Annotated in this window: 13 protein-coding genes; 9 read left to right on the top strand and 4 right to left on the bottom strand. The window is 69.1% G+C overall.

Features of this window, described 5'->3' with window-relative positions; genetic code table 11:
* Positions 1 to 143: 143 nt before the first annotated feature.
* The 7 genes from rpsF (at position 144) to B7K22_RS05615 (ending at position 5,035) form a co-directional block, all read left to right on the top strand.
* Positions 144 to 434 (top strand): 30S ribosomal protein S6, encoded by a 291-nt coding sequence (gene rpsF, locus B7K22_RS05645; protein ID WP_084038995.1) that lies wholly within the window; start codon positions 144 to 146, stop codon positions 432 to 434.
* 53 nt (positions 435 to 487) lie between these two features.
* Positions 488 to 967: a single-stranded DNA-binding protein gene (locus B7K22_RS05640; RefSeq protein WP_084038994.1), complete on the top strand. Its 480-nt coding sequence runs from the start codon at positions 488 to 490 to the stop codon at positions 965 to 967.
* Positions 968 to 994: 27 nt separating this feature from the next.
* Positions 995 to 1,231, top strand: coding sequence for a 30S ribosomal protein S18 (rpsR, locus tag B7K22_RS05635; protein ID WP_084038993.1), 237 nt, complete (start codon positions 995 to 997; stop codon positions 1,229 to 1,231).
* 16 nt (positions 1,232 to 1,247) lie between these two features.
* A complete protein-coding gene (gene rplI / locus B7K22_RS05630) occupies positions 1,248 to 1,694 on the top strand; it encodes a 50S ribosomal protein L9 (RefSeq protein ID WP_084038992.1) in 447 nt (148 codons plus the stop codon).
* Between the two features lie 598 nt (positions 1,695 to 2,292).
* Complete coding sequence (gene dnaB / locus B7K22_RS05625; protein ID WP_084038991.1) at positions 2,293 to 3,675, top strand: replicative DNA helicase; 1,383 nt, start codon at positions 2,293 to 2,295, stop codon at positions 3,673 to 3,675.
* A gap of 110 nt (positions 3,676 to 3,785) precedes the next feature.
* Positions 3,786 to 4,406, top strand: coding sequence for a TlpA disulfide reductase family protein (locus B7K22_RS05620; protein WP_084038990.1), 621 nt, complete (start codon positions 3,786 to 3,788; stop codon positions 4,404 to 4,406).
* An 86-nt stretch (positions 4,407 to 4,492) separates the two neighbouring features.
* Entirely contained in the window at positions 4,493 to 5,035 is a 543-nt protein-coding gene (locus tag B7K22_RS05615) for a redoxin domain-containing protein (RefSeq protein WP_144276256.1), read from the top strand.
* Here the strand turns inward: B7K22_RS05615 and B7K22_RS11840 are convergent.
* The gene (locus B7K22_RS11840; RefSeq protein WP_159448774.1) at positions 5,032 to 6,033 is read right to left on the bottom strand and encodes a cytochrome c biogenesis CcdA family protein; all 1,002 of its coding nucleotides are present in this window, start codon (positions 6,031 to 6,033) and stop codon (positions 5,032 to 5,034) included. The two genes, B7K22_RS05615 and B7K22_RS11840, sit on opposite strands and share 4 nt — an antisense overlap.
* A gap of 210 nt (positions 6,034 to 6,243) precedes the next feature.
* Here B7K22_RS11840 and B7K22_RS11835 point away from each other — a divergent pair, with 210 nt between their 5' ends.
* Both B7K22_RS11835 and B7K22_RS05605 read left to right on the top strand, forming a co-directional pair.
* A complete protein-coding gene (locus B7K22_RS11835; protein WP_144276254.1) occupies positions 6,244 to 7,575 on the top strand; it encodes a hypothetical protein in 1,332 nt (443 codons plus the stop codon).
* Between the two features lie 139 nt (positions 7,576 to 7,714).
* A complete protein-coding gene (locus B7K22_RS05605; RefSeq protein WP_084038988.1) occupies positions 7,715 to 8,311 on the top strand; it encodes a trans-aconitate 2-methyltransferase in 597 nt (198 codons plus the stop codon).
* Between the two features lie 28 nt (positions 8,312 to 8,339).
* On the opposite strand, the gene B7K22_RS05600 is transcribed toward B7K22_RS05605, so the two are convergent.
* From B7K22_RS05600 to B7K22_RS05585, 3 genes are all read right to left on the bottom strand, one after another.
* Positions 8,340 to 9,332, bottom strand: a complete 993-nt coding sequence (locus B7K22_RS05600) for an IS481 family transposase (protein WP_084038987.1) — start codon at positions 9,330 to 9,332, stop codon at positions 8,340 to 8,342.
* A gap of 98 nt (positions 9,333 to 9,430) precedes the next feature.
* Complete coding sequence (locus B7K22_RS05595; RefSeq protein WP_144276253.1) at positions 9,431 to 12,058, bottom strand: lysylphosphatidylglycerol synthase transmembrane domain-containing protein; 2,628 nt, start codon at positions 12,056 to 12,058, stop codon at positions 9,431 to 9,433.
* Between the two features lie 74 nt (positions 12,059 to 12,132).
* Positions 12,133 to 12,981: a CPBP family intramembrane glutamic endopeptidase gene (locus B7K22_RS05585; RefSeq protein WP_084039807.1), complete on the bottom strand. Its 849-nt coding sequence runs from the start codon at positions 12,979 to 12,981 to the stop codon at positions 12,133 to 12,135.
* Positions 12,982 to 13,011: the final 30 nt, after the last annotated feature.

Below are 13,011 nucleotides of genomic sequence, written 5' to 3'. Positions count from 1 at the left end.
CTACCTGTGGACAGGGATGACGCACGCGCGCCCCGCAAGGTATCCTTGTCGATGGCCTGTCGCCCCATGGCGCACAGGCCAGCATCAACCCTCCTGCCACGGAACGTCCGTGGCCGCATGAGTCCAGAGGAGGTGGGTATTCGATGCGTCAGTACGAAATGATGGTCATCCTCGACCCTGAGGTGGACGAGCGCACGGTTCAGCCGTCGCTCGACAAGTACCTGAACGTGGTCACCAGCGACAAGGGCACCGTCGACAACGTCGACATCTGGGGCCGTCGCCGCCTGGCCTACCCGATCAAGAAGAAGAACGACGGCATCTACGCGGTGATCAACTTCACCTCGGAGTCCGCCACGGCCAAGGAGCTCGAGCGTCAGCTGGGTCTCAACGAGTCGATTCTTCGCACCAAGCTGCTGCGTCCCGACGCCAAGTAGCCGATCGCTCCCGACTGCAACCCACACACGACACGAAACCAAGGGGAACACACATGGCAGGCGAGACTCCCATCACCATCGTCGGCAACCTGACCGGCGACCCGGAGCTGCGATTCATCCAGTCCGGAGCGGCCGTGGTCAACTTCACCGTTGCCTCGACGCCGCGCACGTTCGATCGTCAGACGAACGAGTTCAAGGATGGCGAGACCCTCTTCCTGCGCTGCTCCCTGTGGCGCGAGGCCGCTGAGAACGTGGCCGAGTCCCTCACCAAGGGCATGCGGGTCATCGTGACCGGTCGCCTCGTGTCGCGCTCGTGGGAGGCGAACGGAGAGAAGCGCTCCGTCAACGAGATCCAGGTCGACGAGGTCGGCCCGTCGCTGCGCTACGCCACCGCCAAGGTGAACCGCACGCAGCGTCAGGGCGGCTCCGGTGGCCAGGGCGGTTTCGGTGGCGGCGGTTCCTCCGCGCCGGCAGGCGGCTCCTCGAACGACCCGTGGGCATCCGCCCCGGCGTCGGACGAGCCCCCGTTCTAAGCACTTTTCCACACAGGAGTTCAATCAATGGCTAAGCACGACATCCGCAAGCCGCGGAAGAAGGTGAACCCGCTCAAGGCGGCCAAGGTCACCACGGTCGACTACAAGGACACCGCTCTTCTGCGCAAGTTCATCTCGGACCGCGGCAAGATCCGCTCGCGTCGCGTCACGGGCGTGTCCGTCCAGGAGCAGCGCGAGATCGCGCGCGCGATCAAGGTCGCCCGCGAGATGGCCCTTCTCCCCTACGCCGGCTCCGGCCGCTGATCCCGGGGGTACGAAGATGGCCAAGCTCATCCTGACCCACGAGGTCGCAGGCCTCGGCGTCGCAGGCGACGTGGTCGACGTCAAGAACGGCTACGCGCGCAACTACCTGGTTCCCCGCAAGCTGGCGACCCCGTGGTCGGCAGGCGCGGAGAAGCAGATCGAGTCGATGCGCAAGGCGCGCCGCGACAAGGAGATCGCCAGCGTCGAGGACGCCCAGGCGGCCCGCGACTCGCTGCAGGCGAACCCCGTCAAGGTGGAGGCGAAGGCGGGCGACTCCGGTCGCCTGTTCGGCGCCGTCACCCCGGCGGAGATCGCGGACGCGATTGGCAACCGCGCCAAGGTCGACAAGCGTCGCATCCACATCGCGCAGCCCATCAAGGCGCTCGGCACGTACGACGTGTCGGTGACCCTGCACGACGACGTCGCCGCCACGGTGACCGTCCAGGTCGTCGCCGCGAAGTAGCGCGCACCGGGGCCCCGGCCCGCGGCTTCCTCGCCTGAGGGGGGCCGCGAGCCGGGGCCTTTGCCGTGCTCGCTGTGGGATGTGGACCGCCCAACACACGGCTGATGCGGGTGGGACCTCTGGTGCTGATGTGCGAGCACACGCGTCCCTCTCGCCCCGTGCGTCCCAGGTGTGTGCTGAGCGGTACGGCGCGGGCGCTCGCACGTCGTCGAGCGTCCGATGCCAGGGGTCTTGCGAGGGGCTGATGCGCCGGTCGGCTCGGATCGTTGCGACACGCCTACGCGCGACACGCCGAGAGATTTTTCCCGCGCTTCTTCCACAGGTGTAGTTTCGGCGTAACACCAGGTAAACAGGCAACCGCTGACAAGAGGTGCACGTCATCCACACTTCTGTCCACATGATAGGGAGAGGGTTGTTCACAGGTCGTCCACTGTGGACAGGGCAGTTCTCCACGGGTTGTCCACGGACGGTCGGACACCCGACTTGTGCGGACGCGCCCGCGGCCCTACGTTGGCGTGTCAGTCCCCGGAGAGACACTGGCGTCAGCCGGGGTCGACCGTTGCGGACGTCGTCGACGCGATGAGGAGAGGGAACGCGCATGTCAGTGGAGGAGCTCGAGGCCTCATACGGCCCTGACTCGTACGGACCCGAGTCGAGCACCTATGACCGCCTCCCTCCCCAGAACCTTGAGGCTGAGCAGTCGGTGCTCGGTTCGATGCTGCTGAGCAAGGACGCGATGGCGGACGTCATCGAGTCCGTGCGCGCGGACGACTTCTACAAGCCGGCCCACGAGACCATCTTCGACGTGGCGGTGAAGCTGTACAACGCGGGCGACCCCGTCGACGCGCTGACTGTCAGCGCCGAACTTCAGCGCACCAACCAGCTGGGTCGCATCGGCGGCGCCGAGTACCTGCACACGCTCATCGCGATCGTGCCGTCGGCCGCGTCGGCGGGATACTACGCGCGACTGGTGCGGGAGCAGTCCATCCTGCGCCGCCTGGTCGAGGCGGGCACCCGGATCGCTGGGATGGGCTACGACTCGGACGGACGCGAGGTCGACATGGTGGTCGACGGCGCCCAGGCCGAGATCTTCGCCGTGACGGAACGGCGCAACTCCGCGGACTACCTGTCCATCGGCGACGTCATGGAGAAGACGCTCGAGCAGGTCGAGGCGTCCTCGAGTCGCGACGGCCAGATGCTCGGCATCCCCACCGGGTTCCGCGAGCTCGACGACCTCACCGGTGGGCTCCAGGGCGGTCAGATGGTCGTCATCGCCGCCCGCCCCGCGATCGGCAAGTCCACGCTCGGTCTCGACATCGCGCGTGCGGCGTCGATCAAGCACGGCCACGCGTCGGTCATCTTCTCGCTCGAGATGGGCCGTGAGGAGATCACCAAGCGCATGCTCGCCGCTGAGGGCAACGTCAAGCTGTCCCGCCTCACCAAGGGGCCCATGGGGCCGAACGACTGGGAGCGCCTCGCCCAGACCGCCGCACGCGTCTCGGCCGCACCGCTGTTCATCGATGACTCCCCCAACATGTCGCTCATGGAGATCCGCGCCAAGTGCCGCCGCCTCAAGCAGCAGCACGACCTCAAGCTCGTCGTGGTCGACTACCTCCAGCTCATGAGCTCGGGTCGCAAGGTCGAGTCCCGTCAGCAGGAGGTCTCGGAGTTCTCCCGTGCCCTCAAGCTCCTCGCCAAGGAGATCGAGGTCCCCGTGATCGCGATCTCGCAGCTGAATCGCGGTCCTGAGCAGCGCACCGAGAAGAAGCCCATGCTGTCCGACATGCGCGAGTCCGGCGCGATCGAGCAGGACGCGGACATCGTGATCCTGCTGCACCGCGATGACGCGTACGACCGGGACAACCGGCCGGGCGAGGCGGACTTCATCGTCGCCAAGCACCGCGCCGGACCCACCGACACCATCGCCGTGGCCTTCAAGAAGGACTATGCGCACTTCGCCGACATGGCGCCGGACCTCTAGATCGACCCAACCGGCGTGACGGCGGCTCCGAACGCCTCGCGAGTGCGGCGTACCCTCGTTGTCTGGCATTCGCCGCGCGCATCGCCGTTCCGCACCTTCTGGAGACCGCCATGACCCGCTTCCCTGTCCTGAGAACCGCGGCCCTCGCGGGCGCATCGGCCCTGCTGCTGGCGGCCTGCGCCAGCGAGACCAGCGACGAGGCAGCCGTCGAGCCGCCTCCCACCTTGGAGACCGCCGCGCCGACGGATCAGCAGCACACGGCGGACGCCACGGCCGAGCCGACCGCGTCCGGCGGCGAAGAGTCGATGCTGGAGGCGCCGGTCCCAGCAGAGCTGGAGTGGGCCGCAGCCACCGTCTCGGGCGGCGAGATCGCCGGCAAGGACCTCGCCGGGACGGACGCGATCCTGTGGGTGTGGGCATCCTGGTGCCCGGTGTGTCAGGCGGAGGCTCCCGAGGTCGCGGCGGCGTTCACCCAGCTCCCGGAAGGCGTGGCGTTGTACGGCCTCGCGGGCCGGTCGGATCCGGAGGCGGCTGAGGCGTTCGTCGCCACCTACGGACTCGAGGGCTTCGAGCACATCTTCGACGAGCAGGCGTCGATCTGGGCCACCTTCGGCGTCTCGTACCAGCCGGCCTTCGTGCTGATCAACGACGACGGCACCATCGACACCATTCCCGGCTCGCTCAACGAGGAGGGCATCCTCGACGCTGCAGAGCAGCTGGCCCAGTCGTGACGCTCGACCGTGGCTCGCGTGCCCATGCGACGATCCGAACGGGCCTCGACTCGCGCACGGGCGAGCGGCGCAGCAAGGAGAAGGTGATGCCAGGACGCTTGACCGCCGCGCTCGCGGCGTCGGTGGTGGGCGCGCTCGCGCTGTCGGGCTGCGCGTCAGCAGACCCGGTCGGTCAGGTTGAGGAGAGCGCGACGTCGACCGCGCCGGCCGCGCGCCCCGGACCATTCGACTTCACGGCTCAGACGGTGGCGGGAGACACCCTGGCCGGGGAGTCGCTCAAGCACCGCGACGTCATCCTGTGGTTCTGGGCGCCGTGGTGCCCCACCTGCCTGGTCGAGGGCAAGGACCATGTGTCCGCCGCGATGGCGCAACTGCCTGAGGGGGTGGAGCTCGTGGGGGTCGCCGGTCGCATCACCGACGACACTGAGGTGGCGCAGTTCCTCGAGTTCACCGGGACCGGTGACGCCACTCACGTGCTCGACAGCGACGGTGCGATCTGGGAATCGTTCGGCGTCGCCCTCCAGCCCGCGTTCTACTTCGTGAACGACGACGGCACCTTCGAGAAGGGTGGCTCCGGCCTCACGGCCGAGGACATCCTCGCCCAGGCGGAGCGGCTCGCGTCGAGCTAGTCCGACCGGGCCGCGTCCCGGACGGCGTCGAGCGTCGCCGCAGGGGCGATGCGGATCCTCGAGGCACGAGGCGGCTCGCCGTCGGACGTGCTCGTGGCGTCGTCCCCGCCAGGGTGAGGCGCCTGGACCTGGGTCGACCGCTCGCGGCGGGCCGCCATCAGGATCCACACGGTGAGCGCCGCGATGACGGCGACGAAGACGACGAGCGCGACCGTGCCCCACGAGTCGATCCACAGCGCCACCGAGCCCTGCCACGCGGCGGTCGTGGTGAGCACGGGGTTGAGCGTGTCGATGCCGTGGCGCGGCAGCACCTCGGCGAGTCCGAACACGAACACGTAGAGCCCCGCGAGAATCATGAGGGCGCCGCCGATGCGCATCAGCAGCGGCGTCCTGGCGCGCAGGGCCGCGGCCGCGGACGACCCCGCGACGGCGGCGAGGATCGAGACCGCGAGAATCGACGCCCCCATGCCTGCGGCGTACACGAGGAACGGCGAGATGGCCCCCACGGGTCCCGTCGCGGCGAGCGCCTGGGCGACCACCGTCAAGAACAACCCGATGGTGCAGCTCATGGACGCGATCGCGTACGTCGCGCCGTAGATGACCTGGGACCAGAACGCTCTGCCGGGCGCCGCGCCGCGCATGCGCAGACCTGGGCCGCGCAGCTCGCCGCCTCGCAGGAGCACTATGCCCAGCCACACCAGCACTACGCCGATCGCCACGGTCACGTACGACAGATACGGCAGGATCGACCCCTGCAGGCCCGCGTTGACCGCTCCGAACAGGAGCCCGAACGCGGTGAACACCGCCATGAAGCCCAGCGTCATCGCGAGGCCGAAGCCCACGGCGCGGCGGAGCGCCGCAGCGCGGGTGACATGGCGCTCGGCGCTGCCGGTGACGAGAACCGTGATGTAGGCCGGCAGCAGCGCGAAGCCGCATGGGTTGAAGGCGGCGACGGCGCCGAGCAGCAACGCGTAGGCGGCGGCGGTCGGATCGATCACGGAAGTCCTCTCCTGGCCCGAGTCTAGGCGCAGCCACGCGTCGCCCAGCCGATGGGCATTCGGGGCTGAGGCGCGTGTGGATGGGCGGCACCGCGCCTGAGCGCGAAACGCGAGTGATAACCGTTCCCAGTATCGTGTAGCGTGGCGCATGTCGGAGTGAACCGACGACCCCCAAAGGAAAGGACGCCCCGCCCCGGGGCTAGGTAGACCATGTCTCTCACCGCCCGACCTGCCCGCACGGCGTCGATCGCCGCAGCCGCGGCGCTCGCGCTGGGACTGACCGCTTGCGCCGCCGCGGACGAGCCCGTCGAGGACTCGACGGCCGGAGCCGAGGAAGGCCACGACGACCACGAGGACCACGACCACGGCGAGGAGGGTCACGACGAGGCCGCGACCGATGCCACCGAGAACGAGTCGAAGACCCCGCGCATCGTCGCGACCTACGACGGCGGCATCGTCGTGTTCGACGCCCTCTCGCTCGAGCAGGTGGCTGACATCCCGCTCGACGGCTTCAACCGGCTGAGCGACGCTGGCGATGGCCGCCACGTCGCCGTCTCCACCACCGGCGGCTGGGCCGTGCTCGACGCCGGCACCTGGTCGCAGCCGCACGGTGACCACTTCCACTACTACACCGCCGAGCCTACGCTCACGGACGTCCTCGTCGACGCCGAGGTACCCGGGCACGTCGTGCCCCACGGAGAGCTCGCGGCGCTGTGGGACGACGGGACGGGCAACGTCACCGTCGTCGAGGTGAGCGAGTGGTCGCACATGGTCGAGGAGGGCCACGTGGACGCGATCGACGAGTGGACGGCCGAGGCGCCGCACCACGGCGTCGCCGTGGTCGACGAGGCCGGCGTGCTGTACACCACCGTCGGCACCGAGGAGTCCCGGTCTGGCGCGCAGGCGCTGCTGGACGGCGAGGTCGTCGCATCGACCGACGAGTGCCCCGGCGTTCACGGCGAGACCGCTTTCCACACGTCGGAGGACGAGGAAATCGTGGCCTTCGGGTGCGAGGACGGGGTCGCAGTCTTCCACGGCGACCACGTCCACAAGCTGAGCTCGCCCACCGCGTTCGGGCGCATCGGCAACCTCTTCGCGACCGACGGCAACGACATCGTCGCGGGCGACTACAAGTCCGACCCCGAGGGCGGCCTGGGCCTGTCCGAGATCTCGCTGATCGACCCCGAGGGCGAGACCATCACCGTAGTCGACCCGTTCGCGGGCGACGACGCGACGTACACGTGGCGCGGCCTGCGCCGCGGCGACGACGGCGAGGTGCTGGTGCTCGGTACGGACGGCGCGCTGCGCGTGATCGACCCCGCGACGGGCGACGTCACCACCACCATCCCGGTCATCGACCCGTGGGAGGTCCCCGAGGAGTGGCAGACCGCTCACCCGGCTCTCGCCGTGGTCGAGGGCATGGCGTACGTGACGGACCCCAACACCGGCACCATCACGAGCGTCGACTACGTGGGAGGCGAGGTCTTCGAGACCGCCGACGCGGGAGTCGAGTTCAACGAGGTCGTGGGCGTCACCGGCTGACGTTCGCCTCCTTCTCTCAGGAGAGGCCCGGTTCCGCGGATCGCCAGTCGCGGGGCCGGGCCTCTTCGCCTGCCGGCTCGTCGCCGCCTCGTGAGCCGAGCACCTCCACCCAGGTCCCGCGCCGAGTACCGTGTCGCGCATGACCTTCGACGCCGACCTGTGGGCGGAGTACAACCGGTCACAGGCTTCGCGCTCGGGCGTGCGGCCCCTGCTCGCGACGGCTCTCGAGCATGCAGGGCCAGGGGCCGGACGCGTGGCGCTCGACCTGGGTGCGGGAGCCGGAATCGAGACGGCCGCGTTGCTCGATGCAGGGTGGAGCGTCTACGCCTACGACGCCGATGAGACTGCTCTGGCTGGGCTGCGCGATCGCCTCGGCGGCGCGAGGTCGTCGCGCCTCACCACCGTGGCAGCGGATCTGGAGTCCGCACCCGCCCTGCCCGACGCGGACCTCGTCTACTCGGGGTACACGCTGTCGTGGTTAGCGCCCAGCGCGTTCGGAACGGTCTGGCGTGCCATGCGACTCAGCCTTCGGGAGGGCGGCGTCGTCGCCGTCAACATCTTCGGCAATCGAGACGAGTGGGCGTCGCGCCCCGAACTCACCTGCCTGACCGAGACCGAGGCTCGCGCGCTGTTCGATGGCCTCGAGATCCTGCACTGGTCTGCCTCCACCTTTGAAGGAGAGTCGTACATGGGCCTCAAGCGATGGCACCTCATCGAGTGCGTCGCGCGGCAGTGACGCGCGATCGCCGGTCGCGGATCGAGACCTAGATGTAGTGCCCAGGGAGGTTGTTCAACCTCGTGATGGGTGGAACCTTGCCGATGGCTGAGTGGTTGCGGTGGTGGTTGTAGTAGTGCATCCATGACTCTAGTTCGGCTCGGCGGGCTTTCTCGGTGTTGTAGTGGCGGGAGTAGGCCCAGCCGCCCGCGAGGGTGCGGTGGTAGCGTTCGATCTTGCCGTTGGTCTGGGGCCGATACGGCCGGGTGCGGCGATGCTTGATACCTAGAGTCCGGCAGGTGTCGCGCCAGGCGTTCGAGCGATAGCAGGCGCCGTTGTCGGACAGCACCGACTCGACACGAACACCACGCTGGGCGAACCAGGCGACCGCGCGGGTCAGGACCCCGATGGCGGTGACGGCCTTCTCGTCGTCGTGGATCTCTGCATAGGCGACACGGGAGTGGTCGTCGATGACGGTGTGCACGAACGCGTGACCGAGTTTGGGATTGCGGTAGGCGTTGGTGGCTGCGGTAGCAGTGGCGAAGCGATTCTTGCGCCCCTGAGCTCGACCCACATAGCGCCAGCCCTCACCGTCGGGGATGTTCCCCAGTTTCTTGACGTCGACGTGGATCATCGAACCCGGATAGGGACGCTCATAGCGCCTGGCTGGTTCACCGGTCACCACGTCGACGTGGGACAGCCGGTTCAGTCCCCGACGCTTCAGCACGGCGTGCACGGTCGAGGGTGGCACTCCCACGATCGAGGAGATCTCCACCGGACCAACCCGGCGTTTGATACGAGCGTGGACGATCTTCGACTCGAGGCGCCGGGGTGTCCTCGTAGGTGACGACACCGGCCTCGAGGTCCGATCGGTCATCCCGGCTCGACCCATCAGCGCATAGCGCCTGGCCCATTTCGCAGCTGTGGGCCACGACACGTGGTGGAACCGGGCGGCGTCGGCAATGGTCCAGCCCTCGTCGACGACGAGACGACCGATACGAGCACGTTGGACAGGCGTCAAAGCAGCATTAGCGTGGAGCACGAGAACCTCCGGGGTCAGCGTGAAGTGGTAGCAACTCCACTCTGCCCGGAGGTTCTCCCCATCGCCCAGAAATCAAACAACGTCCCTGGGCACTACACCTAGATCTCGCCCTTGCGCTGCAGGTACTGCATGGCGATGTAGCCCAGCGGGATGCGCGCCCAGTAGGTGATGAAGCGGTAGAGGATCACGACGGAGGTCGCGAGGGGGAGGGAGAGCCCGGCGGAGGTCGTGAGGCCGGTGATGAGCGCTACCTCGACCGCGCCCATGCCGCCAGGGGTCGGCACCACGGCGCCCACCGCGTTCGATAGGAAGAACAGCACCGCGACATCGATGATCGCGAGCTGCTGTCCGAAGGCCTCGAGCGTGCAGTAGAAGGCGCCTACGTAGGCGATGGTCTGCACGAAGTTGCCGGTGAGCCCCAGCAGCAGGCGCAGCGGCTGTCCCAGCACCTGCGCGAGTCGCGGCCAGGTCTGGCGCAGCGGCGGCATGATCTTCGCGAGGGCCCAACGGCGGATCCTGGGGACCAGCATCGCCGCGACCACCACGGCGACCACGATTCCGACGCCCAGCAGCACCGTGCCTGACGGCAGTGCGGCGAGCGTGCCCTCGGAGCCTCCGACGAGCCCGAGGATCAGCAGGCCGCCCACGGTGACGACGATGGCGCTGACCTGGACGAGGGCGACGGTCGCCACCGCGAGCGGGCTGGGCACCCGGCGCCTGGTGAGCAGCCGCAGGTTCAGCGCCGCCGGCCCGATGCCCGCCGGCACGGCGAGAGCGATGTACGCCGCAGCGACCTGCACGAGCAGCACCCGCATCCACGGGAGCCGGATGGGCGAGAAGGCGATCATCGCGAGCGCGGCGCCCACGAACGTGAACGACGACCAGACGGCGGCGGCGAGCAGCCACCACAGGTTGGCCTCCTGCAGAGCGGTCAGCACGTCCTGCGCATTGAAGAAGCCGATGACGATCGAGGCCGCGACGATGCCGACGGCGATGAACATCACCGTGCGCCAGCCGAACCGCACGATGTTCTGCTGCTCGATCTCCGCGTCGGGCAGGCGCTGGACGATGCGGGCGCGCATCTGCGGGAGGAGCTTGCCCTTCTTGACGGCTTGACGCGTCGTCCGGGGAAGGACGATGGCCTGCAGCAGCGGCGCGATCTGCTCGACCACGTCCTCGCCGAGCGCGCGGAACGCCGCGTCGACGGCGCGGTCGGATCCCACGATCGCGGCGGTCGCGGCCATCACCTGCACGGCGTCCAGGCGCCGCGAGAGCGTCGACGATGCGACCTCGCCCATCTCCCACGTCGTCAGCCACACCACGGGCTGGCCCGTCGCGTCGTCCTCTCCCACCAGCACCGTGTCAGCGCTCAGCGTCCGGTGAGCGATGCCAGCCTCGCCCGCGCGAGCGACCTCCGTCCAGACGGCGTCGAGCAGCTCGTCGGAGACCTCGTCAGCGGGGATGTCGCTGAGCGCGCGCGTCGCGAGCGGCCGCTGGTAGACGGTGATCATGGTGTCGCGCGACTGGCTCATGCCGAGCACCCGCGCGGTGCGCACGCCAGCGGTGCGTGAGGCGTGGGAGGCGAGCGCGGTCGACTCGGCGGAATGGCGCAGGCTGACCTCGGCACGGGCGTCGATGCCCCGGAAGCGGATGGTGCTCCACCACTTGGTCAGGAATCCTGCAGCGTGACGATCGCCGTCGAGCGCGATGGTGATGAGCCGATGGCCTTCGACGGTCGTGACGTCGTAGACCCTGCCCGATCGGGTGCGCCCCAGCGCGGCGGAGACGGCATCGATGTCGCCCGGATCGTAGCCGTCGTGGGTGTCCGCCCGGACCACGCGACGCGGCTCGAAGCCCGCGCGACGGATCCCGTCCACGAGCGCCGCGCCGTAGGCCCGGTCGGCGGTCGATCCCAGCATCCATCGCAGCACCAGCCCTGACGTGCGGCCGATCAGCACGACCGTGATGACCGCCGGCAGGGTCACGATGCCCGACACGAACGCGACCGCCGCGGCGATCCACAGCAGCGTCCACGAGACGGACAGCACCCGGCGCGTGGTGCGCAGACCGGCGGCGGTCAGCATGGCCGCGACGGCGGCGAGGTAGGCGGGGAGCTGCACGACCATGGCGCCCTCGGAGCCACGGACCGACAGGCTCGCGATGAGCTCGTCCGAGCCCCACTCGAGCGTGGTGAACGCGGCGATCACGGTGACGATGAAGGCGAGCACGGCCGCCCCCAGCACCTCGAGGATCCTGCGCGGCTCCCGTCGTGCGGCGAGGTCGATGATCACGGCGGACGGCACGACCAGCGTCACGATGCCGGAGAAGATGTTCACGGGGAACACCAGCAGCCGCTGCAGCAGGCGCGCGATGCCCTCGACGTCCTCCGCGAAGCCCTGTGTGGTGCCGTGGCCGTACGCGCCCAGCAGGATGACGAGCACGATGCCGATGAGCGTGCCGGCCGCTGCCAGCAGGTCGGTGACGCGGTGGACGCGCGATGATGGCTGATCGATCACGGTCACGCCGCGCAGCGGATCGGGTTCCGGCTCGTCCGCATCGACGGGCTCGGCCTCGAGGGGCTCGGCTTCGTCCCGCACTGTCCAGATGGACTCGGCCTCGACGGGCTCCTCGTCCGGCTCGTCTGCCTCGACGACCTCCGCCTCCACGACCTCGGCCTCGACAGGCTCGTCCGCGCGCGCGTCATTCACGGAGCGGTCGCCGGCCATGAGGCGAGTCTAGGAGGAAGTGCTCACAGACGCCGGGAGCGCGACCCAGCCCGCGCATCGGCCCTGCGAGGCGGTCACGAGATCCCCCACGACTCGAGCGTCTCCTGTCCGACGACCTCGGGACCGATGAAGGCGACGGCGTCGAGCGTCCAGTGCGCGAGGATCAGCGGCCCGAGCCGACCGCTGCGGTGGTACCACCATGCGAAGACCACGCCCATGACGACGTTGCCGAGCGCCATCGGCCACCCCTGATAGAGGTGGTAGCAGCCGCGCAGCAGGGCCGATGCGGCGATCGCCGCCCAGGGCGCCCACCGCAGATCCTTCAGCCGCGTCATGAGGTATCCGACGGCGATGGTCTCCTCGAGCACGCCCGCGACGGCGGCGGAGAACAGCAGGATCGTGGCCGTCCACCACAGGTCCGGCAGGCCGGAGGTGTCGACGCGAACCGTCTGCCCGATCGCTCGGCCCACGGCATACAGCACCAACCCAGGGATGCCGATGCACGCGGCGAGAAGCAACCCCGCCCCGAGGTCCTTGAACCACGCGCGGCCGGGCCCCGTGAGGCCGAGCCGCCGCAGCGCGGACTTGCCGCCCGCGCTCAGCAGGTACAGCACGAGCGCCACCGGCATCAGCAGGTACAGCTGGCGGACCACCTGGAAGGCGAGGTCGACGTAGTCGATCTGGGAGCGAGAGGGGTTGATAGTGGTGGACTGCTGGCCGATCGCCGGCTCCGCGAGATAGCGCTCGACCAGGCGCAGGGCGGCGGTGATCGCGTAGTAGCCCAGCGACAGCCCGAGGACGATGAGGACCTCGGCCCCGAGCCGGCGGCGGCTCGGCGTGGTCACCTCGAGGGCCGATGCGCGGGCTGGCTCGGGCGCGGACGCGACGGTCGCGGAGGTGTCCGTTGCTGTGCGGTCGTTCATGGTCACGGCCACTCTAACGACCGGCGAATG

The sequence above is a fragment of the Demequina sp. NBRC 110053 genome, from assembly GCF_002090095.1.
Lineage (GTDB): Bacteria > Actinomycetota > Actinomycetes > Actinomycetales > Demequinaceae > Demequina.
The sequence above is the reverse complement of the archived record's forward strand: the minus strand, read 5'-3'. Positions and strand labels throughout refer to the sequence as shown.

What these genes read in the sequence shown, in the direction of transcription:
- rpsF (WP_084038995.1), top strand. Translation starts at nt 144, where the DNA reads ATGCGTCAGTACGAAATGATGGTCATCCTCGACCCTGAGGTGGACGAG.
- B7K22_RS05640 (WP_084038994.1), top strand. Translation starts at nt 488, where the DNA reads ATGGCAGGCGAGACTCCCATCACCATCGTCGGCAACCTGACCGGCGAC.
- rpsR (WP_084038993.1), top strand. Translation starts at nt 995, where the DNA reads ATGGCTAAGCACGACATCCGCAAGCCGCGGAAGAAGGTGAACCCGCTC.
- rplI (WP_084038992.1), top strand. Translation starts at nt 1,248, where the DNA reads ATGGCCAAGCTCATCCTGACCCACGAGGTCGCAGGCCTCGGCGTCGCA.
- dnaB (WP_084038991.1), top strand. Translation starts at nt 2,293, where the DNA reads ATGTCAGTGGAGGAGCTCGAGGCCTCATACGGCCCTGACTCGTACGGA.
- B7K22_RS05620 (WP_084038990.1), top strand. Translation starts at nt 3,786, where the DNA reads ATGACCCGCTTCCCTGTCCTGAGAACCGCGGCCCTCGCGGGCGCATCG.
- B7K22_RS05615 (WP_144276256.1), top strand. Translation starts at nt 4,493, where the DNA reads ATGCCAGGACGCTTGACCGCCGCGCTCGCGGCGTCGGTGGTGGGCGCG.
- B7K22_RS11835 (WP_144276254.1), top strand. Translation starts at nt 6,244, where the DNA reads ATGTCTCTCACCGCCCGACCTGCCCGCACGGCGTCGATCGCCGCAGCC.
- B7K22_RS05605 (WP_084038988.1), top strand. Translation starts at nt 7,715, where the DNA reads ATGACCTTCGACGCCGACCTGTGGGCGGAGTACAACCGGTCACAGGCT.
- B7K22_RS05595 (WP_144276253.1), bottom strand. Translation starts at nt 12,058, where the DNA reads ATGGCCGGCGACCGCTCCGTGAATGACGCGCGCGCGGACGAGCCTGTC.
- B7K22_RS05585 (WP_084039807.1), bottom strand. Translation starts at nt 12,981, where the DNA reads ATGAACGACCGCACAGCAACGGACACCTCCGCGACCGTCGCGTCCGCG.